This window comes from Sporolactobacillus sp. KGMB 08714, assembly GCF_036598985.1.
Taxonomy (GTDB): Bacteria; Bacillota; Bacilli; order Bacillales; family Sporolactobacillaceae; genus Sporolactobacillus.
In genome coordinates, this window is record NZ_JAUUBW010000012.1 from 1 (window position 1) to 27,000 (window position 27,000).

Genomic DNA, 27,000 nt, shown 5'->3' on the forward strand with positions numbered 1-27,000 from the left:
AAACAGGGCGAATCGCAACCATTTCAGGGCGATTGTCTATTGCTTTAGGGCGATTCATTCTTTTTTCAGGGCGATAAGCTCTTGACGGGGCGATACTTGGCCAAAACAGGGCGAATCGCAACCATTTCAGGGCGATTGTCTATTGCTTTAGGGCGATTCATTCTTTTTTCAGGGCGATAAACTCTTGACGGGGCGATACTTGACCAAAACAGGGCGAATTGAACCCATTTCGGAGCGATAGATCGCTGTTTCAGGTCGATTAGCAATTTTTCGGTCCGAGAATTCTCGGACCGATACTGATCGGTGGCCTGGCTGTATGGCTCGGATTTTATCCATTATCGGCCGCGGCAGGCAGTTTATCGGTCGTTACACCCGGTTTATCGACCGTTCGGAGCAGTTTATCGGTCGTCGACGGTGCTTAATCGGTCTTCAGCTATTACACCCGGTTTATCAACCGCGACAGAAGTTTATCAACTGCTGCAGAAGTCTGTTAATCATGGAAACGCTCTTCGCCTTTCAAGAGACAGATGGTTTCAGGAGGAATCGACATCAGTTGACGGCACAGCTGGAAAATGAGCTAAAGGGATACCCGTATCGATTCATTCAGTTCTTTTTCAGTTTTTTTATGTATGCTTGTCCTGTTTACAAAGGAGAGGATTCATATGTTCGGATCACCGCTTCACCCCTTGCTCGTCCATTTTCCTATCGCCCTGCTGCTTCTGGCAACCGTGACGCAGATCATTGCCGTTATCTGGAAGAAAGACTTCTTTGATAAAGCGGCCTTATATTTGCTTGTCGTCGGTTTTCTGTCAGGTATCGTCGCCTCCCTGAGCGGGGACGGAGCCGAGCAATTTGCCAGCACGCACTGGGGAAACGGCTATCTAAGCGTCGTTCGCATTCATAAAATATACGCAGCTGTGACGATGCTCCTGTTCGCTGCAGCTTTGGGCGCAAGAATACTGCTTCACTTTATTAAAAGCCGTATTTTCATGCCGCTTGTTCTGGCCTTCTGCATCTTAGGGTCAATCACGCTCGCTCTCACAGGGCATTACGGCGGTCAGATGGTCTATATTCAGAAACACAGCGCCCCCGCCGTTTCTTCCATATCCGTAGATTGAACAGCTTTGGGAAAAAAAGATTCAGGCACATTCGACCCGGAAGATGCCTGGATCTTATTTTATTATAAAAATTTATAAGGATTACGGTATAAGAGCAACGTTGGCTCCGACTGCGTCAAAGGCCAAGCTACACCGAATCCGTATCCTGCCGGGACACTGATCGGCGATCTGCTTGAAAGCACGTCAGGCAGTCCGATTATTGTTCGGCAGGATTCACCACTCTCAGCATAGTTTTTTTACCGCCTGCGTTCTATGCAGCCAATCGTTTCACAGCCTGCCGCCGATTGATAATGCCGAATCCGGACAGTCCGCCGCAACATGGATTCAATCTTTGGATACAATAAAGAATCCGATTCAAAAAATAAACTGCTCAGCCAGATCCGCAGAAGGTTCGGTTTCCGCGAATATCCCTCTCCTGAACCCGTATTTTCCCGCGAAAATCTGCCGGACTCATAAAGATGTTCCATATACCGTTCCCACAATCTTGTCACCTGCCGTTTTTCTGGTATAATCCAAATTAGATAATTAGCTAATTAGTTAAATGTGTAATTCTATAGAAAGAAGTGGCCGCAGTTGAACAGCAGCGCCGTGTTTAAGGCACTGGCCGATCCGACGCGAAGAAAAATTCTTGATTTGCTGAAAAAGAGCGATTTGACGGCCGGAGAGATCTCAAGCCGTTTTGAGATGTCAAAGCCCAGTATTTCACGGCATCTCAACTTATTAAAAAACGCGGGATTGGTCAATGACATAAAAAAGGGGCAATTTATTGTTTATTCGTTAAATACAACGGTTTTTCAGGAATTCATTAGCTGGCTGCTGCATTTTGTGGACGGAGGAGAAAAAAGGTCATGAAAAAACATCTGTTTCCTATTCTTTTGTTCTTGATTGCTCTAGGCCTGTGGATCTATTTTTATCCGAAAATTCCCGCTCGGGTGCCGATTCACTGGGGAATAAACGGATACGCCAATCGCTATGCACCGAAGCTCCAAGCCGTGATCCTCTCTTTAGGAATCATGATCGTCGGTTACGCCCTGTTTCTTCTCATACCGATGATTGACCCGAGAAGGAAAAATTATCAGTACTTTTTAAAAAGCTACGAGCGCATACGTAATATTTCGTTCTTTTTTTTCTTTATCATTAGTTGTCTGACGCTTTTCAGCAGCCTCAATCCCCGCCTTACGGTCCCTTATATCACGTATCTTATGGTCGGCTGTCTGTTTATCCTGCTCGGAAATTACATGCAGTCCCTGAAACCGAACTTTTTCATCGGAATCAGAACGCCGTGGACTTTGAGCAACGAAACGGTCTGGAGGAAAACGCATCGGATGGGATCGAGAGTGTTTATTGTATCCGGCGCCTGTCTCGGAGCCGGAGGATTTCTGCCCGGCAGGTGGCCGGCCGTTATCCTGGTCGCCGTTCTTGTCCTTACAATTGCCTTTTCCTATATCTATTCCTACTGGATTTTCAGAAACTTAAACGGCTTTCAATAGCCGATGGATCGGAGAGTTCATAAACGGTTGGATAACCTCTGCCCTGCTGTGCGCGTTTATCGAAAAACGAACGGATCTTAATTTTTCCCTATCGGGCCATCCCGTATGAATTTGTATCCGTCTTAAAGGAGGCTTCTTATCTGCAGAGCTTACAATTGAGCCGCGCGCTGACCGGCTGTTCAGTATGAGCAGGCTCTCTCTCAGTCCTGCCTTAAAAAGACGGACCGAAGGAACATCCTTAAACCTGTCTTTCAAGCCGTTTTCTCATAAAAACGACCGCTATCTGGACACCGTTTGGTTTATATACAACCTCCCTGTCAAAAATGCTATAGCCCAATGAACGATATAAGTTCAGATTTTTAGCTGCTTTTTCGCGGACCCGGCATATCAATTCATATTTATTATTCTGCCCGGCATAGTCCTCAAGTGCTTTTAGAAGCCGTTTGGCAATGCCGCAGCCCCTTTTTTCCGGTACAACCGACAGCCGGAAAAAATAAACGGCAGTCTCTTTTAAGCGAAAACGGACCATTCCGGCTGCTTCATCCCGATCATCAAAAGCAATCAGCGCCTGCTCCCCGTCTTTTAAAGCGTCCGAAACAGATGATACGGACTCTTCAAGGGCACTTGAAGGCGCGGCAGTCTGCTTATATTCAATAAAAGCCTGGATCATGATCTCATGAATAAACGCTGCGTCCGATACTTCGGCAATTTGAAGGCGCGTGATCATCCTCCTCCTTTAAAGTTGTGCACTGCCCCAGCTTACCGCATTCAGTGACTGAAGCGAAAGCTTCTGTTTGATTCATTATAGTACAAAGTTTCGTTTCCGCGTTCTGACGGCACCAAGATGATGGCTGAGCTCGACAAAACAGGCGTTGCACCGAAACCGCCCATTGAAGACAGCCTGGCCCCTGATGCGGAAGATGAGCAGATCGCTGACAATGGCCGATATATTTTGCTGACGACCGATAAAGCAACGGCATCGACCGTTATTGCCCTGCTGATAAACCGATAAAGCGACGGTGTCGATGACCTGTTGATGACCTAAAGCATCGGCATCGACCGTTATTACCCTGCTGATAAACCGATAAAGCGACAGTGTCAACTGTTATTTTCACTGACAATCGATAAAGCACCGGCATCGACCGTTATTTCCCGCTGAAGATCAGTACCGCTGTCCGCGCATTCAGCATCCAAAATAAAAGCGGGAACCGGCCGTCCCCGCTTGATGCGTTTTATTCATTTTTTACTGATTCTGAAATACGCCGGACAGCTGGCTTCCGACCGGGCTTCCCAGCCCTGTGCAGGCATCCCAGCCCGGCCCGGCGGCATAGGCTCCTTTTATTCGGCTGGAATCATTATTGCCCTGCGTGATATCGCGCAAAGCAGAGCGTGCGGACGCATTATAAAGAACGGGCTGGATGAACCCGATCGCATGGCCGAGCTGCTGATTGATCAGGGCAATCAGCCCGGACCAGAGCGGAGCCACTGCACTGGTCCCGCCGATCACCGTCTGCTGCCCGTCTACTAATATCTGATAGCCCGTTCCCGGATCGGCATTGCCGGCAACGTCGGGAACGCCGCGGCCCGATTTCCCCCCGGGATTCGCGGAAGACGGGACATTGGCTGAATTCTGCCAGGCAGGAAGCTTGAAAGAGTCACTGACCCCGCCGCCGGTACTGCTGTCGGGACCGTCGTCCCAAACCGTTTCGTTGGTTATGGTGGCCCCGCTCCCTTCAAGCCTTGTGCCGCCGCAGGCGAGCATGTGCGGACTGGATGCCGGAAAATCGACATGAACGAGGCCGTCGCCGACTCCGTCTGCTGAGCCGCGATCTCCCGCGGCACAGCAGATCGTCACGCCTACAGCCGCGGCATCCTGTGCAGCCCGATCCATGGCTGCCATCGCCTGTTGTGTCCACTCGCTTTCCGCGGCCCCCCAGCTGATCGAAACAACGGAGGGCTTGTTTCCGGTATCATGTATCGCCGTATTGATGGCATTCAGAAATCCCGCATCGGTGTTGGGAGCAAAATAGACAACGATGTTTACCCCTGGAGCAACGGCGGCAGCGACCTCAATATCAAGGACAACTTCCCCGTCGGCTCCGCCCGGATCGCCGGTCGGCTGATTGCTTCCGCCATTGACTGAAACACTCTTGACCGACGGCTCCGTGATGCCGAGAGAAGAAAAATATTGCTGCAGTTCCGCGTCCGTATAGCCTCCGCCCAGCTCAATGATGCCGATACATTGCTTACTGCAATCGATATCCGACGGAAAGCGGTAGAGCTGTGCCACCTGCGGCGGGGTATAGGACGTACCCTTCTGTTCGCTGCGTACCGAATACTTGCCTTGCTGAAAAATCTGAAAATGCGTTCTAACCTGAGGCCGGTTATCCAAGCCGAAAACCGCCTCAACAACTCCGTCCAGCTCAGACGGAATCATAACCGGTCCGCGATGTCCCCGATAAGTAAAATCGGGATGCTTATATTTTTCAAGTTCGACACCGAAAGCCTGATTAAGAGAAGCGGCCGTCCCCTTCAGCTGCACAGTCCCGGCAGCCGCGTTCACTTCCGAAACGCTCAATTTGCGGGTCCTTGCAAACTGTTCCACTTTTTTTATATCCTCTTGCTTCGCGCCATAGGTTGCCGCGAACTTTTCACGGCTGAGATAGTTCTTTTTTTTCAATGAAGGAGTTTCCGTTTTCGCAAGCAGTGCTTCAATGGGCGGCCGATGCAGAAGAACAGTGACCGTTATTTCTTCTTCAGGATTGACCGGGCCTACTCTTTGAGCTCTTGGAAGCGGGGATCTCCCGCCTGCAAGCTGCACTTTGTCCGTGGCTTTCTGTCCGTTGGATAAGTTATCATCTTTGCTCATGAAACAACATCCTTTCATTTACTCATTCAGCTGGAAATGAGTCTATTTCCCAGGACTTGAAACCGGCAACAAAGAGGTTACATCAATTATACAACCGTTTCGCACGGTCAGTGTGTGAAAACAACTGGTGGAGTCCCACGCCCCCAAAAAGTTTCTCAACGCGGGTTATCCAGATAACAGCTCTCCCTGTCAGCCGAACAGACTGCAGGCGCAGCGTTCAAAGCCATGCATCGGGAACTGCCGGATCAGAAATTAAAATTCTTTCGTTCATCGTCCGCCCTCATTCTCTGTCTTAATACATTAGATGGATATGTTTAGAATACAAAAACATGAATTATATAGAAAGAACCCGTAGTTGGCCCGGCTTGAAAAAATACCTTGACCGTGCGGTGCAGGCGCATTATAATATATACACTGACTGTTTATGTTTGGATGAATTCCGGATGACCCGGATTTTATCAATCGTCGGAAAGTAGCTCAGCTTGGTAGAGCACATGGCTGGGGGCCATGTGGTCGCAGGTTCAAATCCTGTCTTTCCGATCGGAGCTTCAAAGAGATGATCAAGGAAAAAGCTGTAAGTACGGGGCTATGATGACCGTGTTTATGGCTTTTTTAGTTCTCGGGGGGATCCGTTCACCGTCCGCGGGCCTTTTTTATTTAAGATTTTTCGCCTGCTCGATCAATGGCGGAAGCAGAGAATCAAGCGACCGGAGCAGGGAACGGAGGATACGGCTCACATATCCCTGTTTAAATTGTTCCAGCGGTTCCGGTAGCTCATCTTCGTCCAAAACACTGTAACTCCCGTCGGGAAGTACCAAAACATCCAGAATCAGATCTTCATAGGAAACAACACGGTCTGAAATCCGTGTATTCCCGACAATGTTAAGGTAAGAACCGATATAGCGCCCGTTCTGATCTGTCCAGATATAAACGTTATAGGGTCTGTCTGTCCAATAATAAGAAACGGTGCGGCTGCCTTCGGGAATCGTCAACTCTGTCTCGCTGCCATGCAGCGAAACAGAATTTTCCAGTCTATAGCAAAGAACCGCATCCTCTTTTCCGATTTTCACCCGTCGGCAATAATATTCGGCAATCGTGCCGTCGTATCGTATTTTTCTTTCAATAATAATGGCTTTCTCGATCGGAAGCTCCAAGTCTGCCGCTCCTTCTTTCCTTACTCCCGTAAGAGTAAAAAATATAAAATATCACTTGTGCAAAAACCTTCTGCATCAGCGTGTCCTATTGACACAACAAATTCAGAATTCAAAGTATTGGAATCATTTTATTCCAAATCTTATAAGTTTATAACCCCAATAAAACGATGCAATTAAACCAATAAATGAAACAGGAAGTGCCAGTAAAGTGAAGGGATTAGCTGGATAACTATTTATTGCCGTTATGAAGGGTGCTATAAAAATAGTGAACATCAAAAGATGAAAAACACCAAGAACAATACTAATCGTCCTATTCTTGAAAGGAGTCAGAAGCAGGAATATTAAATAAAAGAAAGCCATAATACCTACAGAAATCCAAATGCTGTTGTTGCGGTAAGAATTGGCATAAGAATTTATCGGATGAGTAGCTTCTAACAAAAGAGTCACATTAAATAAAAGCATAGAGACTAGCAGAACAGCGACAGATTGCCATTTACGCATAGCGATCGAAAGCTCCTTTCCCAATGTCAGCTGTGTTTTAAAACAATTCCCCTCGTCCTATTTAATCTTAGCAACCTTTTCCCTGGCTGTTTCCATACATAACGTTTGATCAGTTTTATTGGATATATATCGATCGTCAATTGATCTATCGGTTGTTATGGAGTTCTGTCAATAAAGTGGACACTTAAAAAGAAAGAGGCTGGTCCTCTAAAACCTACCACGCGGCGCTGGGTCTGACTTTCGTTGCGAGAAGGCCATGTTCGAACACGCCCTTTCTAGGATAGTTTAATCATGCGGAATCCCATTTTGACGTGTCCACTATTTAAACTAACTCTCGTTTATCGGTCATCACGTGCGCTTTTTCGGCCGGCAGAGGTAAAATGCGCAGGCAGTTCGTTCACCTGAAACGGGCCGCACGCAATCATTCCTTTTTCAATCGAATGCAGGGAAGAAAGCAGAACCGCCGGCAGGGCCTGCCGGCGGTTCTGCTTTAAAAATTGATTAATTCAGGTCGCACGCTGCCGCAAGCAGTTCAACGAGATGCACGGCTCTGATGTGATCGCTTAAGTTTTCGCGCTCGATCCCGGCTTTCATCTGCAGCAGACAGCCGGGATTGGTGGTGACGATGAGGTCTGGATTCTTATCCTTCACATCCGCCATTTTCACATCAAGAATTTTCATCGACTCTTCATAATTGACGATGTTGTAGACGCCGGCGGACCCGCAGCAAAAGTCCGGATCGTCCAATGGATGAAAATCAATGCCCTTCACACGGCGGATCAGCTGCAGCGGCTCGTCAATGACTTTCTGGACATTGGTCATATGACAGGACGGCTGAAAAGTGATCCGGCGGTGAATATCCCGCTTAATCGGCAGCGTCAGCCGTGCTAAAAGCACACTGATATCCACCGATTTTTCTGCGAAACGTTCGGCACGCTGCCGCCATGTTTCATCATCCGCAAACAGATGAGCATACTCGCCAAGCATTGCGCCGCATCCTCCGGCATTATTAACAATATAATCAAACGACCCCTGTTCGAATACTTCAATATTCTGTTTAGCCAGTTCTCTGGTCAGATCCGTCCGGCCGCCGTGATCGTGAAGCGCTCCGCAGCACGTCTGACCCTCCACCGCGACCACCTCGCAGCCGGAAGCCGCAAGCAGTTTCATGCTCAGGTCGTTAATTCTGTCAAACACGGCATCCATGACACAGCCGGTGAAAAAGCCGACTTTGAATAACGGCCTGCCCTCCGGAGATAATTTTTTCGGCCGCTGATGCCGGTGGCCCGGGCTGGAAATTCTCGGCGTTGCCTGTTCAAAAGTTTCCAGATTATGAGGAAGCAGCTTGTTCATGCCGGTTAAATGAGCCACCGTTTTTAATCCCGATTTCTGATAAAACCACAGGATATTGCTTGCGGTATGCAGCATATGCCTATTTGGAAAAATCTGTTTGTAGAACAGGTCCTCCTCAAATCGCTTGACCGGTGAACCAGTCTCTGTTTCCCGTTCATAGAGCGCCTCTTTGGCGGATTCAAGAATTTTGCCGTACTTGACGTTTGTCGGACAGACACGTTCGCAGGCGCGGCAGCCCAGGCAGAGACTAATCGGTTCTCTTAGTTTATCGAGCGCAATTTTCCCTTCCGCCGCCATTTTTACGAGATTGATCCGCCCGCGCGGCGACTGCGTCTCTTTGCCCATTGTTTTATAGGTCGGGCACGCCGGAAGACAGCTGCCGCATTGAATGCAGTCAAACGTTTCATCGTAGGCCAGTTTTTCTCTCGGATCGCCGCTCATTCCGACAGCACCAGCCTCTGCCCCGGAACCGGGAAAATTTTCGACGGATTCAGAATATTATTAGGATCCCACGCTGTCTTGATCCGTTTCATCATATCAAGTGCCTCCGGCGAGAACTCCCAGGGCATGTATGCGCTTTTCATTGTGCCTATGCCGTGTTCTCCCGATAAGGTTCCGCCCAAGTTGAGCGCCGTGTGAAAGATTGCCTCAATCGCCTTTTCGACTCTCTTCATCTCTTCTTTATCCCTTTTGTCGCAGATAATATTCGGATGAAGATTGCCGTCGCCCGCATGGCCGAACACGACCAGGTCAATCCGGTATTTCATTTTGATTTCCTGAAGACGGGCACAGAACTCAGGAATCTTACTTCTTGGAACCGTTGCATCTTCCGAAATTTTGGTCGGTTTTGTGCGAACAATCGCCGGCGAAACAAGCCTGCGTGCCTGCCATAACTCGCCGGCCTCCCGATCCGTTTCGGCGGCTTTTATTTCTCTAGCGCCGACACCTTTCGCTATTTCAGCTATTTTTTCCGACTCATCTTTCACAGCGGCGGGATGACCGTCGAGGGCGACAAGCAGAATAGCTTCGGCATCGGTCGGCAGCCCGAGAGGTTTATAGGCTTCAACTGCCCGGATCGACGCCTGATCCATCATTTCAATTTTGGCCGGTAAAATGCCGGATGTCAGTATTTGGGTTACCATTCTCCCTGAATCGATAAAATGATTGAAAATGATCATCAGCGTCCGCGACGACGGCGGCCTCGGAACGAGACGCAAGGTCGCTTCCGTAATCACACCCAGCGTTCCCTCCGACCCGACAATCAGTTTTGTCAGATCATAACCGCTGACGTTTTTTACGGTACGTCCTCCGGTCCGCATGACTTCGCCCTGCGGCGTCACGACTTCGAGCCCGATTACATAATCCTTCGTCACCCCGTATTTCAGGCATCTCGGTCCGCCGGAATTTTCGGCCAGATTGCCGGCAATCGTCGACATCTGCGAGCTTCCCGGATCAGGAGGATACATCAGACCGTATTTTGCCGCCTCTTTATCGATCCGCGCCGTGACAACCCCCGGCGAGACAACGGCGACCAGATCCTCACTGTCCACGATCAGCTTCCGATTCCACTGCGAGACGTCGAGAACAATGCCCCCCTTTACGGGAAGCGGCCCGCCGCTCAGGCTCGACGCCTGTCCTCTCGGCGTTACGGGAATTTTAAATCGGTTGGCCAATTTTAAAATCCCGGCCGTTTCTTCGACAGAGGTGACCTGAACCACCAGATCCGGCAGATAAAATCCGAATGACGCATCATAACCATAACTGACCAGATCTTCTTCGCTTGTCAGCACCCGGCTCTGATCGCGTATGATCATTTTGATTTGCTGATAAGCGTTTCTTGGAATCGACATATACTCGCCCCTGTCATCATTTGTTTCCGATTATTTAAAAAGTTTATCCATACCATTTTATGATATCGCTTTCATGAATAATCTGTAAAGGAAGATGTTTCTTAAAACTCCGTTCCGCGTCTTCCTTTTTCAAGCATGCGCACCCGGATTTCTTCAGCCCCAAAATCGAGCATGCCCTTTCATCTTCCTAAAATGAGTCTCGTTCGACTGCACATCCGCACTGATAAAAAAACGCCGGCTTGTTTCATTTAAAATGTTAGAAAACTCATTCAATCAAAAATCTCCCAAAACCAATCGAGCGATTCGGCTTCAGGAGATCTGTCCTGTTTTGTCTGTCCGCAGCATATCCGCCCGCTGCAAAGGCCGGAGTGCCCGCCGGATCCTGCAGCCTGATGGCACGCGTTACTTTTTACTGATTGCCAGCTCTCCGATATAACGTATGAGGTTGCTCCGGCTGATTATTCCCACAACATGCCGCTCACCGTCAATAACCGGCAATTTTTTAAAATGGTGATGGGAAAGGATTTTCAACACGGCGTCCACATCCTTATTCACATAAACGGTCTGGATGTTCCTTTTTTTCATAATGTCTTTTACCTTCTCATTTAGGAGATCCCTGACTTTATCACGCGGGGTTTCAGCTTCAACAGCGACGATCATCACATAAAAATCATAAATCGTCTGCTGCATCGGGGAAACAGCGCGAAGTATATCCCCGTCAGTCACAAAGCCGGCCAGTTTGTCCTGATCATTCAAAACGGGTACGCTGCCAATCTTGTGTACAATCAATGTCCTGATCAGCGCTTCAATCGAATCATTCTCATGCACGGAAATCACGTCTTTAATCATCAGATCTTCTACAAGCATCAGCATCACCCCCTGTGGCGCTATCCCTTCCGACTCAATTTTACAATATCCCGCCCGGATTGAAAACGTTTTCTTCCGGTAAATCAATTAAAGCATCGCCAATCGGCACGGTGATTTTACAAGACAGCCGCTTGCTACTGAGAAAAAAGAGGCTGCCGGCAGAAGGGCTGCCGAAAACGCAGAACCGTATTTACTTTTCCTTTTTATCCGTTTTTCCCGAGCGTTTCACGGCTTCGCGCAGCAAAAATTCGATCTGGCCGTTTACACTTCGAAATTCGTCGGCCGCCCATCTCTGCAGAATCTCGTAAAGGTCGCGATCCATTCTCAACAAAAAACTTTTTTTCTGTGCCATGCAAAAACTCCGTTCCTCAGTAAAGACTTCCCGTATTGATCACCGGCTGCGTCCCCTTTTCCGAAACAATGGCGACCATCAGATTATTAATCATGTTCACTTTTCGTTCCTCGTCCAGTTCGATCACATGATCCTTTTCAAGACGCTGGATGGCCATCTGAGCCATGCCTACGGCCCCCTCAACAATTTTCTGCCTGGCAGAAATGATCGCTGCCGCCTGCTGGCGCTGAAGCATCGCCTGCGCTACTTCCGTCGAGTAGGCAAGATGTGTCAGCCTCGTTTCGACAACAGCGACTCCGGCAAGGGTAAGCCGGTTCTGAAGCTCTTCCTTCAGTACATCGGAGATCTCCGCCGCATTGCTTCTCAGCGACAGCCCCTGCTCTTCAAAATTATCATACGGATACTTGGAGGCAATATGACGAACGGCCGTCTCGCTTTGAATCTCAACGAATTGAGTGTAATTATCGACATCAAACAGCGCCTTTGCCGAGTCCACCACTTTAAATACGACCACGGCAGCGATTTCGATCGGATTGCCTTCCACGTCGTTGACTTTCAGCTTCTGGCTGTTGAAGTTGCGGACACGGAGTGAAACAGTCCTTCTGACGGATAAGGGAACCGTCAGGAAGATTCCATTGTCCTGAACACTGCCTGCATAACGTCCGAAAAAAGTGACGACTTTCGTTTTATTCGGTGGGATGACGGTCATGCCGGTCATCAGCACAAGAGCAGCGAGCCACAATAATACGGCGGCCCACAAAATAGCCGATATCTCTGCGGCAATCCCCGCACCAAGCAAAACCAGTATGACCAGCAGGCCGACGAAACCATTCATTTTCCAGGCTTTTGTTTCTTTCAAAATAAACCCCTCCCTTATATCCTTATTCTTTTATAATCATATTAATATGATATCATAATTTCCTGTTTTTTACTATTTTTGCAGAAAAGGCTGATTTTTTATTAATCGAAGAAATTGGACCCGAGCGGAAACAGCCTGTCAAAGTGCGACCGGATGCAAGACCCTAATGGGAAAGAGAAAAACGCTCAGCCGATAGGAGCGTTAAAGGATTTCCACCCGATAAGGAGGTTTTCATTCTCGTATAAAAATTCACCTCGTCAGGTCTCGTTTGCTGTGTTCTTTTAGCGGATTTCCGCCATCCTCCCATTATCCGCCCGACTAAGGATAGAAAAGAAGAACCGGAGAGGTGTTTTTACAAACTTCTCTCCGGTTCCTGAGTCTTAATAAGAGGCTTTTGAAACAGCCTTTTTGATGAAATACTGTGAGTTCGTCACTTTTTCGTTATTCTCGTTCGCTTGCATATAAAAAATCCCCGTAATAAGGTAAAAAATCACCTGGGCTCGACGATCAGTTTGATCGCCGTCCGTTCTTCGCCGTCGATCACAATATCCGTAAAAGCAGGAATGCAGATCAGATCGAGTCCGCTCGGAGCGACAAAACCTCTGGCAATCGCAACAGCCTTGACGGCCTGGTTGAGTGCACCCGCTCCGATTGCCTGAATTTCTGCCGTTTTTTGTTCCCTCATCGCGTGGGCAAGGGCACCGGCAACAGAGTTAGGTATAGATTTTGCTGAAACTTTTAATACATCCATTTCCGTTTGTCATCTCCTTATGAGGATTGCCCATAATTTACTATATTCCCCTTAAGGATGACTATTCCTGCCTTTTAACCGGCCGGACGCGGCTCACTCAAAAAAAGGATGATCATCATTAATCAGCAGCCGTTCTATGTGCGTCGCCTTCCCGTTCTGCTCATCGATGTCGACGATGACTGCGCTCAGCTGACCCGGCCCTTCTTCGCTCTCGAAGCGGACCGGCATTGAGGTCAGAAATCTTCTTACGACCGCCGTCCGCTCTACTCCGATGATGCCGTTGTACGGTCCCGTCATTCCTGCATCGGACAAGTAAGCCGTCCCTCCCGGAAAAATCCGTTCATCCGCCGTCTGCACATGTGTGTGCGTCCCGATGACCGCCGAGACGCGGCCGTCGAGATAGCGGCCCAGAGCCAGTTTTTCGCTGGTCGTCTCTGCATGAATATCTACAAAAATAATCGGCGTCTTTTCTCGTGCATCCGCAACCAGCCGATCGGCCGTACGGAACGGATCGTCGATTGCCGGCAGAAAAACGCGGCCCTGAATGTTAATTACCGCCATGCGGACTTTATTGATCGGAATGATGCGCAGTCCGGTGCCGGGCGTTCCTTCGGGAAAGTTCGCCGGACGGACCATTCGTTTTGCATCGTCAATAAATTCGAAAATTTCACGGTTATCCCACGTATGGTTGCCCATTGTGAGCATGTCCGCTCCAAGTTCTGTCAGCCGATTGTATATTTTTTTCGTAATGCCTTTTCCGTGAGCGGCATTTTCGGCATTGATAATTATTGCATCCGGATGATAAGAGTCTTTCAGTTTCGGCAAATATTGTTCGACCATCTCGCGCCCGGTCTTTCCGTAAACGTCCCCTATAAATAAAATTCTCATATGACACACACTCTTTTCTTTTAACTGAACCGATTCGAGAAATTGACGACAAACGCTGCCGGCAAACAACGATTCGATTAAGGATTCTCAAAATAGCCTGATGGACGGCAAAGAAAAAACGAATAAAAAAAGCGGCAATCAGCCGCTTTTTTTATTTTGCATACTCCACTGCCCGTGTCTCACGGATGACGGTAACCTTGATATTTCCGGGATAATCAAGCTCATTCTCAATCTTCCGGGTAATATCATGCGCCAGCTGATAAGACTTTGCGTCATCAATAACATCCGGCTGGACGATAATACGAATTTCGCGTCCCGCCTGGATCGCATACGACTTTTCGACGCCTTCGAAAGACTCGGATATTTCTTCCAGTTTTTCAAGACGGTGAATATACGTCTCCAGCGTTTCGCGCCGGGCACCCGGCCTGGCCGCCGACAGTGCATCCGCCGCCGCAACCAGTACGGATATGACAGATGTAGCTTCTGTATCTCCATGATGAGAAGCAATACTGTTAATTACAACAGGATGTTCTTTATATTTTGTCGCCAGTTCGACACCGATCTCGACGTGACTTCCCTCTACTTCATGATCGATTGCTTTTCCAATGTCATGAAGCAATCCGGCACGTCTGGCCAGCATCTCATCCTCGCCGAGCTCCGCGGCCATCATGCCGCATAGAAAAGCAACTTCCACAGAGTGCTTAAGAACATTCTGGCCGTAGCTCGTTCTGAAATGCAGGCGGCCTAAAATCTTGATCAGATCCGGATGCAGGCTGTGAATGCCGACCTCAAAAGTGGTTTGTTCGCCGTAATCCCGGATTTTTTCATCTACTTCATGGCGCGCCTTTTCAACCATTTCTTCAATGCGCGCCGGATGAATCCGTCCGTCCTGAACGAGCTTTTCCAAAGCAATCCTCGCGACTTCGCGCCGGATCGGATCAAAACCGGACAGGATCACAGCCTCCGGAGTATCGTCGATGATCAGATCAATTCCCGTCAGCGTCTCCAGTGTGCGGATGTTCCGTCCTTCCCTTCCGATGATCCGCCCTTTCATCTCATCATTGGGCAGATTAACAACCGATACGGTTGTCTCGGCAACGTGGTCCGCCGCACAGCGCTGAATCGCCAGCGAAAGAATGCTTTTCGCTTTCTTTTCGGCATCTTCTTTTGCCCGGGTCTCAATATCCTTGGCAACTTGAGCAGCCTCATGAGCTGTTTCCTGTTTTACCTGATTCAGAATCAGCTCTTTGGCTTCTTCGTTCGTCAGTCCGGAAATGCGCTCCAGCTCCGACTGCTGTTTTTGCAGCAATTCCTCCACTTTGCTCTCCATCTCTTCAATTTGTCGATGTTTCTTGCTAAGTGCTTCCTCCTTTTTTCCCAATGAACTTTCCTTATTATCAAGAGATTCGCTTTTCCGATCCAGCAGATCCTCTTTCTGTGCCAGGCGATTTTCTTGCTTTTGAAGTTCATTTCTGCGTTCCCGGGCTTCATTTTCAGCTTGTGACCTGAAAGTATGAATTTCATCCTTTGCTTCAAGAAGGGTTTCTTTCTTCAACGCTTCCGCATCACGATGGGCATCGTCAATGATTTGATGCGCAGCAGTCTCCGCAGAAGTAATCTTAGCCTCGGCAATTTTTTTTCGGATCGTATACCCAACAAACAGACAAACTACAGAGATAAGCGCAATGGAGATGATTGTAACAATAAGACTAGTCATCTTTTCACCTCCTTGCCTTCCCATATCGTCAAGAAGTAAAATCATTCACTTTTACTTTCGGATGAGCTTAATAAAGAAACAATATAAGAAACCGGAAATTGCATCGCGGTTTTGTTTCTTCTCATGTGAAGAAAAGGCGTCTCCGCTTGCCGTGAAACGATCCGCTCTCCCTGATATCCTCAATCGCCGCTTTTTAAGCACATACTTTTAGAAAAGTTTACATATTCACAAATCAATTACATGGAAGTTACAGTTTAATTTTATAGTTGAGATTTTGGGTTGTCAACCTTGCGGCATAATTGACGCATAATAATGAAAGCAAGTTACAAATGCCGAGCATTTTTTTACGAATATTCTGCGAATTTAGTCTAAAAGAACTGTACTGTTCACGGAACCCTTACGTCCTTTTTCCAGCACAATCCCTTTATCTAATCATATTCATCTATTCACTTCATCAATTTCCAAAGGCGCCCGCCCGCTGAGCAATTTCCGTAAAGCTTAATTCGATTCTTTGCCCGCGGGCTGTTCCGCATCTTCCGAAGCCGTCTCATCGGCCGGTCCGTCGTCCAGGTGATAATGAGCACGGATTTGTTTCCTGATCTCGTCCTTTATCGGCTCATTTTCTTTTAAAAACAATTTGGCATTTTCACGGCCCTGACCGAGCCGTTCTTTATTATATGAATACCACGCGCCGCTTTTCTCGACGATATCAAGCTCTGCTCCAATATCCAGAATTTCTCCTTCCTGAGAAATCCCATGGCCGTACATAATATCGACCTCTGCCTGTTTGAACGGGGGAGCAACCTTATTCTTGGCTACTTTAATTCTTGTGCGGTTGCCGACAATGTCATTGCCGACCTTAAGTGCTTCGGCACGGCGCACTTCAAGACGGACCGACGCATAGAATTTCAGGGCCCGTCCGCCCGGGGTGGTCTCCGGATTGCCGAACATCACGCCGATCTTCTCACGGATCTGATTGATGAAAATGGCTGTTGTCTTTGATTTGCTGATGACGCCGGACAATTTCCGCAAGGCCTGCGACATCAGCCGCGCCTGCAGCCCGACATGCGCGTCGCCCATTTCTCCTTCAATTTCCGCCTTGGGAACAAGAGCGGCCACGGAATCGACGACAATGATATCAATCGCGCCGCTCCGGACCAGGGCTTCGGCAATTTCAAGCGCCTGTTCGCCGGTGTCCGGCTGCGACAGCAGCAATTCGTCGATGTTCACGCCGAGATGTTCCGCGTATACGGGATCCAGTGCATGTTCGGCATCGATAAAGGCCGCCTGGCCGCCGCCTTTCTGCGCTTCGGCGATCGCATGGAGCGCCACGGTCGTTTTCCCTGAAGATTCAGGCCCGTAAATTTCAATAATGCGGCCGCGCGGGTAGCCGCCGACACCCATCGCAATATCCAGGGCCAGCGAACCGCTCGATACGGTGGAAACACGTTGTTCCGGCTGTTCCCCCAGCCTCATAATCGAACCTTTGCCAAATTGTTTTTCAATCTGACGCAGGGCATTGTCAAGTGCCGCTTTTCTTTCATTCTTTTCAGCCATTGTTTCGATTCATCTCCTTAAGACATCCTTCTATCATCATAACCTTTTTCCAGAATCAGCACAAGCGTTCTGGGAATATTTGTTCGTATTTGTCTGTCTGGCCTTTCCGGACAGATTTTATTTCTCAAGGATCGGCAGATGGCAGAGATGGCGCCTGATCAGATCATACCCGGTTTTGACGGACTGCGTCCTGATTTTCCGGCGCGACCCGTTGAAATGGAACAAATAGCTTTTCGCACCTTCCGCATCCGCGAAACCGATGTAGACCGTGCCGACTTCTTTGCCTTCGCTTTTATCAGGTCCGGCGACACCGGTAAAGCCGACGCCGAGATCCGAACCGCATAAATTCCTGACGGAGGCAGCCATTATTTCGGCACACCTTCCGCTCACGGCGCCTTCCCCGTTCAATACAGCCAAGGGCACCTTCAGCACCTGTTCTTTTACCGGGTTCGTGTAGCAGACGACAGCGCCGTTCAGTACAGAGGAAGCGCCGGAAAACCCGGTCAGCCATTCTGCGGCCATACCGCCGGTCAAGCTTTCCGCAAAGGCAATCGTCTTCTGCTGATTGGTCAGAAGCTTGAATACGACCTCCGCCAGTGTTTCTTCTCCGTATCCGTAGAGATATCGGCCTACCCTCTCATTGATCCGCCGTTCAATCCGGTCAAGCATTTTAACAGCTTCATCCAGGCTTTCATGTTTTGCCGTCAGTCTGAGCGTCACTTCGCTTTCCTTGGCCAGCGGCGCAATCGTCGGATTGGACTGGGCATCGATCAGATCGATAATTTTGGTTTCCAGCTGAGACTCTCCGATCCCGAAGAAACGGAGAACACGCGATTGAATGTGCTGCGGATGGCGATGCGCCAGATAGTCGCCGGCAAAGTCGAGAAACATCGGTTTCATTTCGGAAGGGACTCCGGGCATCAGCAGATACAGACGGCCGTCCTGCTCGACAATCATCCCGGGTGCCATCCCCTGACGATTCGGAAGTACATGGCTGCCTTCAATGACAAGAGCCTGCTTCCGGTTATTCTCCGTCATCTCCCGTCCGGTCACTCGAAAATAGTCGAGCATGCTGTCCATTGCTTCCTGATCCGTCACAAGGGATCTGCCAAGCGCCTGCGCAACCGTTTCTTTTGTAAGATCGTCTTTCGTCGGCCCGAGGCCTCCGGTAAAGATCAGCAGATCTGCACGCGATTCAGCGTTTTTTATCACATCGAGAAGACGCCCTCTGTTATCGCCGCACACGGTATGAAAGTAAACATCAATGCCCAGCAAAGCCAGCCGCTCGGAAATAAACCGGGCGTTTGTATTGGCGATCTGTCCAAGCAGCAATTCTGAACCTACTGCAATAATTTCCGCATTCATAAAATCAGAATTCTCCCTTCCTATTTTCCAGACTTGCCTTTTCTTATTTTATTATCTGGCAGTCCGGCACGAAGTGCAACCGCCAAGATTCACTTCGAACGAAGCAAGACTTCACGGTTCTTATAGAAATAATCGATGCCGGACAGGATCGTCAGCAGCAGGGCGATCCAAAGAAGGAACTGATCTAAAGGGAATCCGCTCAGGCCGAAAGGAATGTTGTTGAATAAAAAGGAGATGACGGTCAGCATCTGAAAGAGTGTCTTCCATTTTCCCATCTGTCCTGCGGCAATCACATCGCCTTCGCCCGCAGCCACCAGACGCAGGCCGGTAACTGCGAACTCGCGGGCAAGAATGACGATGACAATCCATGAGGCTATCCTTTCCATACCGGCAAACGACACAAAGGCACTCATCACCAGCAGCTTATCGGCCAGAGGATCGGAAAATTTTCCAAAGTTTGTCACAAGGCGGCGTTTTCTCGCAATCCGGCCGTCAAGCAGGTCAGTTATGGAAGCAATAATGAAGATGAAGCCGGCAAGCATTTGGGAAACCGGAAGCGCAAAGCCCCCTGAACCTGCAGTGCCAAGATCGATCGGGGCAAGCAAAAAAACAAGAAAAACGGGGATCATAATCATGCGGGATACAGTTAATTTATTGGCGATATTCATGACAGAATCCTCCTTTTTAAGAGAAAAAAATATCCATTCTCTTTTTACAGACACATAACTTTCACACTTTGCCGGCCGCATGAAAAAAGGAGCCGCCGGATCCGGCTGACTCCAACTCAAGGGTCTGCTTATTTATTAAAATTAATAATAATCGTCTGAACGATTGTCTGGCTGGGAAATGTGAAATTCTTGCCGTTGATCTTCAGCACGGTATTCGGTGCGTTGCCGACATCGATGCGCAGAGACTGGACATTGGATGCATCAAAGTTAAAAGCCTTGGATCCCGACGCGATTCCCTGAACAAGCTGATGGCCGCTTTTGACATCCGTGGCGCTGATCCATGAGCTTTTCCCCTTCGCTGCGGAAAGAGATACGGCAAATTTAGTCGTTCCGGAAAGCGTGTAGGTCGTCGTCGACCCCTGTGACCCGTCCATTTTCAGGCTCTGCTGTACCGATGAAGAAGCCGAATTGTTTTTCTGCGCCGAAGAATTCGATTGAGCACCTGAATTTCCGGATTTTGCCGTTGAGGAACTGCTCCCCTTGAAGGAAACAGAAGAAGCACCTCCCTGGCTGCCCTTGGGAGCCTGGCTCGAATGCCCGCCCATCAAATTAGTGGCCAGAATATAAACAATCATAATCGCAATCAGAACAAAAACAGCAATAATTGCCTTACTCAGAAAAGAAGACCAGCCTTTTGTGCCGGAACGCGCCGCCTGATGCCGGACGGTTCTTGAAGCAGGCATCTCTTCACTTCCGTCGGGCGGAAGCGTGCGGATTTCGGCAGGCTCCCGATGCACTTGGGGAAGTTCACTGGCATTTTGCTCGGACAACTCGCCGAAATCCACTCCTACGGCTTCCGCGTAGCTTTTGATAAATGCCCTTGTGTAAAAATCTCCGGGCAACTGCTTGAAATCGCCGTCTTCTATTGCCTGAAGATAGCGTTTCTGGATCTTTGTTTCCTCCTGCAGATCGTCCAGAGAGAGTCCCTTCGCTTCACGGGCCTCCTTCAATGTTTGACCTAGTTCACTCACTAATAACACCTGCCATTGTCATTGTTAATTAAAATCAGACCGGGGAAAATCCGAATGAATGGAATCGTCGCTGCTCCTGATCTGCTCGTCCTGATGATTGCGCAATTCCAGAAGGTAGTCAAAATCTTCCAATGTATACTCTGTTTCCCTTACAAAATCATCAGGATGTTCGATGACTTTAGTCACAGGGGCCCGCATAAGCTGTCGTATCAAATCCCAGTGACTCTCCGAGCCTCTTCTTTTGGAAACAACACCGTCAATCACGTAAATGTGATCCGTTGAACGCTCATCGTCAGACAACCGGGTACGGACGGTCTGCTTGAGCAATGTCGAAGAAACAAATATCCATCGTTTATTTGCGGAAACACTTGCGGCAATAACTGATTCGGATTTGCCGACCCGGGGAAGCCCCCTTATACCAAGCAGAGGATGCCCGGACATCTTAAACAATTCGGCCATAAAATCAACAAGCAGACCGATTTCATCCCTTGTAAACCGAAACGTCTTGCGATCCCCCGTGTCCCTCTCAATATAACGCCCGTGGCGGACCGCCAGACGGTCGCTTAAAGTCGGCGGGCGCACTTTTGTCAGATGAATGGTCTCCATCGTTTCAGCAATGGAAAGAAAACGTTCGATTTGCTTATCATCGCGGGCAGCGACGAGCAGCCCTCTTCGCTCATGATCTACACCGTTTATTGTTAATATATTGACTCCAAGCATGCCAAGCAGCGATGACACATCTCCCAGCAGACCAGGCCTGTTTCTATGTATTTCGTATTCCAGATACCATTCCTTACCGTCTGCCATGGAGATCCTCCCCATAAAAAACAATCCAGTTCAATTTATCTTAAAATATACAGGTTTTCAAGAGGTATTTCCTTGTGCCCTATAGGAAAAATGGATGAGTTTTTCTATTCAATCCGTCCATTGGAAAACGGAGACAGGTTTTTCTTCATGAACCATCAGTCATAATTCTATCATAATTTTTCCTGTTTAACGACACCGTTTTTCAAAAAAAGAGACACCGTCAGGCATCTCTTTTTTGCAGGCATCTGTTTAAACAGATCGCTCTGCGGCATCAGTATCCGAAGTGACCAATTTAATCATCAGACTCGCCAGAACGAGTCGTTCATGTTCGTCCGCCACATTCCATAAGTCAGACAGAACACGTTCCTGTTCAGTCTTCGGATCTACATTTTCATTCAGATAATCCCCGATTTTTTTAGCGAAACCGGACAACGCCTCCTGATCAACGCCCAGACTCTTGGCCTGCTGAATCCGATCGCCCAGAAAATCTTTCCAATGATCCCAATTGTCCAAAACAGACATCCACTCGCCTCCCTGAGATACTTTTGTGTTGCTTTTCATAGCGTGTCTCAACAGATCCGGCTTATGCAGGAAAACTCATCCATTCAGCAGTACCACGCACCGTTCACGGAGATAATCTGGCCGCTGATATAAGCAGCATCGGAGCCGATCAGAAAAGCGATCAATGCGGCAATTTCCTCGGGGCGTCCGAGCCTTCCCATCGGAATTGCTTCTTTGATCAGGTCGATGTCCTCTTTATTAAAATCATTCATCATCGGCGTGTCCACCGCTCCGGGAGCAACCGCATTAACGGGGATGCCGCTCGGTGCCAGCTCCTTGGCCAGCGCCTTGACCAATGTATTCTGTCCTCCCTTGACCATCGAATACAGTACTTCCGTCGAAGCGCCGGTCAGTCCCCAAATAGAGGAGACAAAAACAATGTTCCCTCTCTGCCCGCGGATCATCGGACGGATCAGCTGCTGAAGCAGCCGGAATGGGCTGACGAGCTGAAGCTGAACAAACTCCTTGACGGTTTCCGAGGCAACGTCCTGAAACAGCCCGACCTGGCTTTTCCCGCAGTTATAAACGACGGCGTCGACCGGACCGTCGAGGCGTGCAAGCAGTTCGTCAGGCCCCGATTCTTTCGCAAGATCCGCCCGGACACACGAAAATATCTGATCCGGATGGTTTTCCGCAAGTTCGGCTGCAAGCCGGAAAGCCGCTTCCTCTCCCTTATTGTAGTGGAGAAACAAAGATTTCCCGGCAGCGGCCAGTTTTTTCGCCGTTGCCCTTCCTATGGCTCCGCTTGCCCCGGTAATCAGCGTTCTGCCCACATGCATCACCTGCTGTCCTTCCTTTTTTGTTCTGTATTTATTATACCCGGCAGGCCGGCAGCCGGATACTCGGCCGTCAGCGTGTCGAAGCTTCGTCGTCCTGTTTCGTAATCAGCACGGCCCTGGGCTTGCTTCCTTCATAAGGGCCGACAATATGGCGCTCCTCCATCGCATCAATCAGACGGGCGGCACGCGTATAGCCGATGCGGAACCGGCGCTGCAGCATCGAAACACTGGCGGTCTGCATGCCGACCACCAGCTGCACAGCATCGTCGAACAGTTCGTCATCCACTTTTTCCCGGCCGCTTTCCGGCTGGTCGGCCGGCATCATATCTTTTCTGTAGTTGGCCTTTTGCTGTCCGATTACATACTGAACCACATTTTCAACTTCATCATCTGAAAGAAAAGCGCCCTGTATACGTGTCGGTTTGGAGGCTCCGATCGGCAGAAACAGCATGTCCCCTTTTCCAAGAAGCTTTTCGGCGCCTCCGGAATCGAGAATCGTCCGCGAGTCCATCATTGACGAAACACTGAAAGCGATTCTGGACGGGATATTCGCCTTAATCACTCCGGTGATAATATCGACCGAAGGGCGCTGAGTCGCAATGATTAAATGAATGCCGGCCGCTCTCGCCATCTGTGCCAGACGCGTAACCGTCTCTTCGACATCCTTGGAGGCGACCATCATCAGATCGGCGAGCTCATCGATAATGACGACAATATAAGGCATCAGCGGTTGCTTTTCTTCATGCTTTTCATTAAACTTTCTGACCGTTTCATTGTAGCTCTCGAGGTTCCGCGTGCCGCTTTCCGAGAAAAGTTCGTAGCGTCTTTCCATTTCGCCGACGACATTTTTCAGCCCCTGAGCCGCTTTTGCCGGATCGGTGACGACCGGCGTCAGCAGATGGGGAATGCCGTTATACACATTCAGTTCAACCATTTTAGGGTCAATCATGAAAAGTTTCACTTCGCTCGGCTTGGTGCGCATCAGCAGCGTGATAATAATACTGTTGATGCAGACGCTTTTCCCGCTGCCTGTTGCTCCGGCGACAAGCAGGTGGGGCATTTTATTCAGATCGGCCAGAATCGGCTCGCCCGAAATATCGCGGCCGAGGCCGACGGTCAGTTTCGAAGTCGCACGTTTGGCATTTTTTGACTCCAGGACCTCCCGGAGTCCGACCATAGCCACTTCGCGGTTAGGCACTTCAATGCCGACGGCCGATTTTCCCGGTATCGGCGCCTCTATGCGAATATCCTTGGCGGCGAGCGCGAGAGCAAGATCATCGCTTAAACCGAGGATGCGGCTGACCTTGACGCCGGCTTCGGGATAAACTTCGTAACGCGTCACGGCAGGGCCGAGATGCACTTCGCGGACGGCGGCCCTCACTCCGAAGCTTTCAAATGTTCGCTCAAGCGTGCGCACGTTTTCAGCGATATGTTTCCGTTCGTTATTTTGCGCATTCTTTCTCGGATGATGAAGCAGATCGAGCTGAGGCAGCTGATAATCTTCATTTTCAGGCGCTTCCTGTGCAAAATCCGGCCCTCCGGCAGCCCGCTCTTCTTCAGGTTCGCGTTTCGCTTCTATTTTGGACAGATCGGCCGCCGAGTCGGCGGGCGCAGTCACCCGTTCATTAAAATCATGAATCTCCGGTTCCTGAACCGGGCTCACCGCAGAAATATTCTCCTGCTTTCCGTTCAGATCGGCGGAATCCGGCCGTTCCTTCTTCTTTTCTTTCCTTTTCAGAAGGGGTTTCAGGCGGCCGGCACCTTCTTTAAGGTTTTTTGCCGCCCCGGCGAACAGGCCTCCGAATAATTTCTTCGCGGTGTCCCGGAGAGAAAGGCCCGTAATCAGGATCAGAGAAACAAGAGAGAGAAAGGCGGCCATGAATAACGTTCCCGTGGTTGAAAAAAGATAATGGAAAAACGCAAAGCCGACTGCACCGATCATGCCTCCCCCCAGCCCCTGGCTCGGAACGTTTCCCGATAAATCGCCCTGAAATAAAACAAACGTGTTGAATATAACGGATCGGTTCTGCCACACATTCGTTGCGGAGAGTATCTCAAACAGTCTCACATGACTGAAAAGAAGCACCGAAAAAGTGAGCAAATACATACCAGTCAGTTTTCTTGTAAAAAAGACGGGCTGCTTCCGCATCACAATATAATAGATTGACAGAGCCAGAGAAAAAAGAAGAAGAATGTTCCACCAGTCTCCGGCTAAAAAGCGGCAGGCTTCTTTAAGCACCTCTCCTGCCGCCCCAAGGCTGCTGATCCCGATGCAGGTCATTGCAAACATGGCAAGACCGCCGACTTCATAGATCAGCGTTTCTTTCCATCCCTTCCTGGTCCGGACCCTCTTCCGCTTTTTATTGGCCATAATTCTACCTCGATTCAATGAAAAAAATGAAGGCAGCCGTCTCTTTAATGATAAGGCTTGCCACAAATGTATCGGTCAGGAATTCCTGACGGCTCTTCAGAAGGCTTCAGTAAGCCACTGTCCTTAATTTACTCTATTAATCCGTATTTCGCAAAGTTTTCAATGGGGCTTGATATTTTCTATTTGTGACGGGCACTTATCGAAAAAGCAGCTGTCAGCCATATGATTTTCGAATGTTGCGAGTCATCAATTGAGCCGATGGCGGCAGCGCAATTGGGCATCGTCTTATTTAAAAGGGTGAGCCGCGGTCACGGCTCACCCTTTTAATATTCCATGATAATTGGCAATATCATTGGACGGCGTTTGGTTTTGTCAAAAAAGTAACGGCTTAAGGCGTCACGTATTCCGCTTTTAAGCGATGACCACTCGGATACATGCTGCGTGAGTGCCTTTGAAAGCACTTCGGAAACAATATGATTAGCTTCTTCCAGTAGATCTTCTGATTCTCGGACGTACACAAAACCGCGTGTAATGAGTTCCGGCCCGGCGAGGATCCGTTTCGTCCGCCTCCCCAGGGTGACAACAACAATGACTGTGCCGTCCTGTGAAAGCATCCGCCGGTCCCTTAATACAATGTTTCCGACATCGCCGACCCCAAGTCCGTCAACGAGCAGCCGGCCCGCAGGCACCGCTTCGGCCTGTTTGGCTTCCCCGTCTGTAAATTCGACCACATCCCCCTTGTCGAGGAGAAAGACATGATGCGGCGGAAGCCCCATCGATTCGGCAATTGCCTGATGAGCCTTCATCATTTTAAATTCTCCGTCAATCGGAATTAAATATTTCGGACGGGTCAGCTGAAGCATCAGCTTTATATCTTCGGCGGAACCATGCCCGGAAACGTGCACGCTCTTTCCGAAGATTACCTGGGCTCCTTCACTCATTAACTGGTCGATGGCATTCGTGACCGTTTTTTCATTGCTCGGGGTCAATGACGCCGCGTAAATAATCAGATCGTTTTCCTGCAGCTTCAATTTTTTGTGCAAATGATTAGCCATGCCGGTCAGAGAAGTAAGCGGATCACCGTCAGGACCGCTCGTAATGACGGCCAGTTCTTCCTTCGGACACTTCAGTGCCTTTTCCCAGGAAAGGAAAGTATTCCTGGGGACATTAAGGAATCCTTCTTTAACGGCTATTGAAATAATTCTTTCCAGAAGGCGCCCGTCAATGGTCACTTTCCGGTGATGCTGCATGCAGGCATCAACAAATTGCTGGATGCGGTGAATATTGGTCGCGTGGACCGTCATAATGACCCGGCCGGACGCTGAGTAAAGCAAATGGCTGAATTGATCGCCGATCACAGAATCTGAAGGCGCCTTTCCCGGGATTTCCGCATGTTTGCTGTCGGAAAGCAGACAAAGCACCCCTTTATCGCCGATCGCCGCAATCTTGCTGACATCGGTCCGTACTCCACCGACCGGCGTAAAATCAAATTTATAGTCGCCTGTATGGACAATCATTCCCTGCGTCGTCTGAATGGCAATGCCGATCGCATCGGGAACGCTGTGGTAGGTACGAAAAAAAGAAAAATTGCAATGGCCGATTTTCAGATCCTTATCGGGATCGATGATAACAAGAGCATCTTTGCGTACATTTTCACCCGATTCCTTCAGGCTTTCTCTGACAAGAGCCAGAGTCAGCTCCGTCCCGTAAACCGGCACATCCAGTTCCCTCAGCAAATAAGGGAGAGCGCCGATATTGGCCTGATGCCCGTGCGTCAACAGCACAGCTTTAATCCGTTCCCTGTTTTCAGTCAGGTAGGACACATCGGGAATCACGGTATCGACTCCGAGCATATCTTCATGCGGGTGCATCAGTCCCGCATCAATAATATAAATGTCATGACTGACCTCAATGACTGTCATATTATTTCCAATTTCGCCAACGCCGCCCATTGCATAGATTCGCACATTGTCCTGCTTCGAATGTGTCAATGGGCATTCCTCCTATTAAATTGAGCAGTCATCGCTTTTGACCCGAACTAATCACTGACTTTATTATACCCAAAGCCTTATGCAAAGTACAATTTTAAATA

General features: G+C 49.1%; 25 protein-coding genes and 1 tRNA gene. 5 read left to right on the forward strand and 21 right to left on the reverse strand.

The annotated features are described in order from the left end of the window. The first annotated feature begins 662 nt into the window (after window positions 1–662). The 3 genes from Q6A92_RS06120 to Q6A92_RS06130 all read left to right on the forward strand — a co-directional run bounded on the left by Q6A92_RS06120 (window position 663) and on the right by Q6A92_RS06130 (window position 2,608). Entirely contained in the window at window positions 663–1,118 is a 456-nt protein-coding gene (locus tag Q6A92_RS06120; protein ID WP_274397339.1) for a DUF2231 domain-containing protein, read from the forward strand. Between the two features lie 573 nt (window positions 1,119–1,691). Continuing rightward, window positions 1,692–1,970 carry an autorepressor SdpR family transcription factor gene (locus Q6A92_RS06125; RefSeq protein ID WP_274397340.1) on the forward strand — a complete coding sequence of 93 codons (279 nt, stop codon included), beginning with the start codon at window positions 1,692–1,694 and terminating at the stop codon, window positions 1,968–1,970. After that, window positions 1,967–2,608 carry an SdpI family protein gene (locus Q6A92_RS06130; protein ID WP_274397341.1) on the forward strand — a complete coding sequence of 214 codons (642 nt, stop codon included), beginning with the start codon at window positions 1,967–1,969 and terminating at the stop codon, window positions 2,606–2,608. Before Q6A92_RS06125 ends, Q6A92_RS06130 begins: the two co-directional genes overlap by 4 nt. A gap of 238 nt (window positions 2,609–2,846) precedes the next feature. On the opposite strand, the gene Q6A92_RS06135 is transcribed toward Q6A92_RS06130, so the two are convergent. Continuing rightward, the gene (locus Q6A92_RS06135) at window positions 2,847–3,335 is read right to left on the reverse strand and encodes a GNAT family N-acetyltransferase (RefSeq protein ID WP_274397342.1); all 489 of its coding nucleotides are present in this window, start codon (window positions 3,333–3,335) and stop codon (window positions 2,847–2,849) included. 117 nt (window positions 3,336–3,452) lie between these two features. Between Q6A92_RS06135 and Q6A92_RS06140 the strand changes: the two genes are divergently transcribed. After that, window positions 3,453–3,620, forward strand: coding sequence for a hypothetical protein (locus tag Q6A92_RS06140; protein WP_332237413.1), 168 nt, complete (start codon window positions 3,453–3,455; stop codon window positions 3,618–3,620). 231 nt (window positions 3,621–3,851) lie between these two features. Here the strand turns inward: Q6A92_RS06140 and Q6A92_RS06145 are convergent, their stop codons facing one another. Continuing rightward, window positions 3,852–5,477 (reverse strand): S53 family peptidase, encoded by a 1,626-nt coding sequence (locus Q6A92_RS06145; RefSeq protein ID WP_274397344.1) that lies wholly within the window; start codon window positions 5,475–5,477, stop codon window positions 3,852–3,854. 466 nt (window positions 5,478–5,943) lie between these two features. On the opposite strand from Q6A92_RS06145, the gene Q6A92_RS06150 reads away from it, so the two are divergent. Next, window positions 5,944–6,017, forward strand: a tRNA-Pro gene (locus Q6A92_RS06150). A gap of 113 nt (window positions 6,018–6,130) precedes the next feature. On the opposite strand, the gene Q6A92_RS06155 is transcribed toward Q6A92_RS06150, so the two are convergent. The 19 genes from Q6A92_RS06155 to Q6A92_RS06245 all read right to left on the reverse strand — a co-directional run bounded on the left by Q6A92_RS06155 (window position 6,131) and on the right by Q6A92_RS06245 (window position 26,899). Next, on the reverse strand, window positions 6,131–6,631 hold the full coding sequence (locus Q6A92_RS06155; protein WP_274397345.1) for a DUF402 domain-containing protein: 501 nt from the start codon (window positions 6,629–6,631) through the stop codon (window positions 6,131–6,133). Window positions 6,632–6,754: 123 nt separating this feature from the next. Then, window positions 6,755–7,132, reverse strand: coding sequence for a hypothetical protein (locus tag Q6A92_RS06160; protein ID WP_332237414.1), 378 nt, complete (start codon window positions 7,130–7,132; stop codon window positions 6,755–6,757). A gap of 501 nt (window positions 7,133–7,633) precedes the next feature. Beyond that, window positions 7,634–8,926, reverse strand: coding sequence for a (Fe-S)-binding protein (locus Q6A92_RS06165; RefSeq protein ID WP_274397347.1), 1,293 nt, complete (start codon window positions 8,924–8,926; stop codon window positions 7,634–7,636). Then, the gene (locus Q6A92_RS06170) at window positions 8,923–10,335 is read right to left on the reverse strand and encodes an FAD-binding oxidoreductase (RefSeq protein WP_332237415.1); all 1,413 of its coding nucleotides are present in this window, start codon (window positions 10,333–10,335) and stop codon (window positions 8,923–8,925) included. The genes Q6A92_RS06165 and Q6A92_RS06170 overlap by 4 nt, the downstream gene beginning before the upstream one ends. Window positions 10,336–10,737: 402 nt before the next feature. Further along, window positions 10,738–11,202 carry a CBS domain-containing protein gene (locus tag Q6A92_RS06175; protein ID WP_274397349.1) on the reverse strand — a complete coding sequence of 155 codons (465 nt, stop codon included), beginning with the start codon at window positions 11,200–11,202 and terminating at the stop codon, window positions 10,738–10,740. A gap of 190 nt (window positions 11,203–11,392) precedes the next feature. After that, on the reverse strand, window positions 11,393–11,554 hold the full coding sequence (locus Q6A92_RS06180) for a ribbon-helix-helix domain-containing protein (RefSeq protein ID WP_274397350.1): 162 nt from the start codon (window positions 11,552–11,554) through the stop codon (window positions 11,393–11,395). 16 nt (window positions 11,555–11,570) lie between these two features. Further along, window positions 11,571–12,413 (reverse strand): SPFH domain-containing protein, encoded by an 843-nt coding sequence (locus Q6A92_RS06185; RefSeq protein ID WP_274397351.1) that lies wholly within the window; start codon window positions 12,411–12,413, stop codon window positions 11,571–11,573. 490 nt (window positions 12,414–12,903) lie between these two features. Beyond that, window positions 12,904–13,164 carry a stage V sporulation protein S gene (locus Q6A92_RS06190; protein WP_274397352.1) on the reverse strand — a complete coding sequence of 87 codons (261 nt, stop codon included), beginning with the start codon at window positions 13,162–13,164 and terminating at the stop codon, window positions 12,904–12,906. Window positions 13,165–13,257: 93 nt separating this feature from the next. Further along, complete coding sequence (locus tag Q6A92_RS06195; protein WP_274397353.1) at window positions 13,258–14,052, reverse strand: TIGR00282 family metallophosphoesterase; 795 nt, start codon at window positions 14,050–14,052, stop codon at window positions 13,258–13,260. Between the two features lie 151 nt (window positions 14,053–14,203). Beyond that, window positions 14,204–15,769 carry a ribonuclease Y gene (gene rny / locus Q6A92_RS06200; RefSeq protein WP_274397354.1) on the reverse strand — a complete coding sequence of 522 codons (1,566 nt, stop codon included), beginning with the start codon at window positions 15,767–15,769 and terminating at the stop codon, window positions 14,204–14,206. A gap of 498 nt (window positions 15,770–16,267) precedes the next feature. Next, window positions 16,268–17,326: a recombinase RecA gene (gene recA / locus Q6A92_RS06205; RefSeq protein WP_274397355.1), complete on the reverse strand. Its 1,059-nt coding sequence runs from the start codon at window positions 17,324–17,326 to the stop codon at window positions 16,268–16,270. Between the two features lie 117 nt (window positions 17,327–17,443). After that, window positions 17,444–18,691: a competence/damage-inducible protein A gene (locus Q6A92_RS06210; RefSeq protein ID WP_332237416.1), complete on the reverse strand. Its 1,248-nt coding sequence runs from the start codon at window positions 18,689–18,691 to the stop codon at window positions 17,444–17,446. An 89-nt stretch (window positions 18,692–18,780) separates the two neighbouring features. Beyond that, window positions 18,781–19,359 (reverse strand): CDP-diacylglycerol--glycerol-3-phosphate 3-phosphatidyltransferase, encoded by a 579-nt coding sequence (pgsA, locus tag Q6A92_RS06215; RefSeq protein ID WP_274397357.1) that lies wholly within the window; start codon window positions 19,357–19,359, stop codon window positions 18,781–18,783. Between the two features lie 128 nt (window positions 19,360–19,487). Continuing rightward, window positions 19,488–20,390, reverse strand: coding sequence for a helix-turn-helix domain-containing protein (locus Q6A92_RS06220; protein ID WP_332237417.1), 903 nt, complete (start codon window positions 20,388–20,390; stop codon window positions 19,488–19,490). 24 nt (window positions 20,391–20,414) lie between these two features. Further along, window positions 20,415–21,197, reverse strand: coding sequence for a DUF3388 domain-containing protein (locus Q6A92_RS06225; RefSeq protein WP_274397359.1), 783 nt, complete (start codon window positions 21,195–21,197; stop codon window positions 20,415–20,417). Window positions 21,198–21,446: 249 nt separating this feature from the next. Next, window positions 21,447–21,719: a DUF3243 domain-containing protein gene (locus Q6A92_RS06230; RefSeq protein WP_274397360.1), complete on the reverse strand. Its 273-nt coding sequence runs from the start codon at window positions 21,717–21,719 to the stop codon at window positions 21,447–21,449. Window positions 21,720–21,802: 83 nt separating this feature from the next. After that, window positions 21,803–22,537 carry an elongation factor P 5-aminopentanone reductase gene (ymfI, locus tag Q6A92_RS06235; protein ID WP_274397361.1) on the reverse strand — a complete coding sequence of 245 codons (735 nt, stop codon included), beginning with the start codon at window positions 22,535–22,537 and terminating at the stop codon, window positions 21,803–21,805. Window positions 22,538–22,607: 70 nt separating this feature from the next. Beyond that, window positions 22,608–24,908 carry a DNA translocase FtsK gene (locus Q6A92_RS06240; RefSeq protein WP_332237418.1) on the reverse strand — a complete coding sequence of 767 codons (2,301 nt, stop codon included), beginning with the start codon at window positions 24,906–24,908 and terminating at the stop codon, window positions 22,608–22,610. Window positions 24,909–25,231: 323 nt separating this feature from the next. Further along, window positions 25,232–26,899: a ribonuclease J gene (locus Q6A92_RS06245; protein WP_274397363.1), complete on the reverse strand. Its 1,668-nt coding sequence runs from the start codon at window positions 26,897–26,899 to the stop codon at window positions 25,232–25,234. Between the last annotated feature and the right edge of the window lie 101 nt (window positions 26,900–27,000).

Excerpts from the sequence above, each read along its gene's own strand:
- Q6A92_RS06120 (WP_274397339.1), top strand. The coding sequence starts at position 663 with ATGTTCGGATCACCGCTTCACCCCTTGCTCGTCCATTTTCCTATCGCC.
- Q6A92_RS06130 (WP_274397341.1), top strand. The coding sequence starts at position 1,967 with ATGAAAAAACATCTGTTTCCTATTCTTTTGTTCTTGATTGCTCTAGGC.
- Q6A92_RS06135 (WP_274397342.1), bottom strand. The coding sequence starts at position 3,335 with ATGATCACGCGCCTTCAAATTGCCGAAGTATCGGACGCAGCGTTTATT.
- Q6A92_RS06140 (WP_332237413.1), top strand. The coding sequence starts at position 3,453 with ATGATGGCTGAGCTCGACAAAACAGGCGTTGCACCGAAACCGCCCATT.
- Q6A92_RS06145 (WP_274397344.1), bottom strand. The coding sequence starts at position 5,477 with ATGAGCAAAGATGATAACTTATCCAACGGACAGAAAGCCACGGACAAA.
- Q6A92_RS06160 (WP_332237414.1), bottom strand. The coding sequence starts at position 7,132 with ATGCGTAAATGGCAATCTGTCGCTGTTCTGCTAGTCTCTATGCTTTTA.
- Q6A92_RS06165 (WP_274397347.1), bottom strand. The coding sequence starts at position 8,926 with ATGAGCGGCGATCCGAGAGAAAAACTGGCCTACGATGAAACGTTTGAC.
- Q6A92_RS06170 (WP_332237415.1), bottom strand. The coding sequence starts at position 10,335 with ATGTCGATTCCAAGAAACGCTTATCAGCAAATCAAAATGATCATACGC.
- Q6A92_RS06175 (WP_274397349.1), bottom strand. The coding sequence starts at position 11,202 with ATGCTTGTAGAAGATCTGATGATTAAAGACGTGATTTCCGTGCATGAG.
- Q6A92_RS06180 (WP_274397350.1), bottom strand. The coding sequence starts at position 11,554 with ATGGCACAGAAAAAAAGTTTTTTGTTGAGAATGGATCGCGACCTTTAC.
- Q6A92_RS06190 (WP_274397352.1), bottom strand. The coding sequence starts at position 13,164 with ATGGATGTATTAAAAGTTTCAGCAAAATCTATACCTAACTCTGTTGCC.
- Q6A92_RS06195 (WP_274397353.1), bottom strand. The coding sequence starts at position 14,052 with ATGAGAATTTTATTTATAGGGGACGTTTACGGAAAGACCGGGCGCGAG.
- rny (WP_274397354.1), bottom strand. The coding sequence starts at position 15,769 with ATGACTAGTCTTATTGTTACAATCATCTCCATTGCGCTTATCTCTGTA.
- recA (WP_274397355.1), bottom strand. The coding sequence starts at position 17,326 with ATGGCTGAAAAGAATGAAAGAAAAGCGGCACTTGACAATGCCCTGCGT.
- Q6A92_RS06210 (WP_332237416.1), bottom strand. The coding sequence starts at position 18,691 with ATGAATGCGGAAATTATTGCAGTAGGTTCAGAATTGCTGCTTGGACAG.
- pgsA (WP_274397357.1), bottom strand. The coding sequence starts at position 19,359 with ATGAATATCGCCAATAAATTAACTGTATCCCGCATGATTATGATCCCC.
- Q6A92_RS06225 (WP_274397359.1), bottom strand. The coding sequence starts at position 21,197 with ATGGCAGACGGTAAGGAATGGTATCTGGAATACGAAATACATAGAAAC.
- Q6A92_RS06230 (WP_274397360.1), bottom strand. The coding sequence starts at position 21,719 with ATGTCTGTTTTGGACAATTGGGATCATTGGAAAGATTTTCTGGGCGAT.
- ymfI (WP_274397361.1), bottom strand. The coding sequence starts at position 22,537 with ATGCATGTGGGCAGAACGCTGATTACCGGGGCAAGCGGAGCCATAGGA.
- Q6A92_RS06240 (WP_332237418.1), bottom strand. The coding sequence starts at position 24,908 with ATGGCCAATAAAAAGCGGAAGAGGGTCCGGACCAGGAAGGGATGGAAA.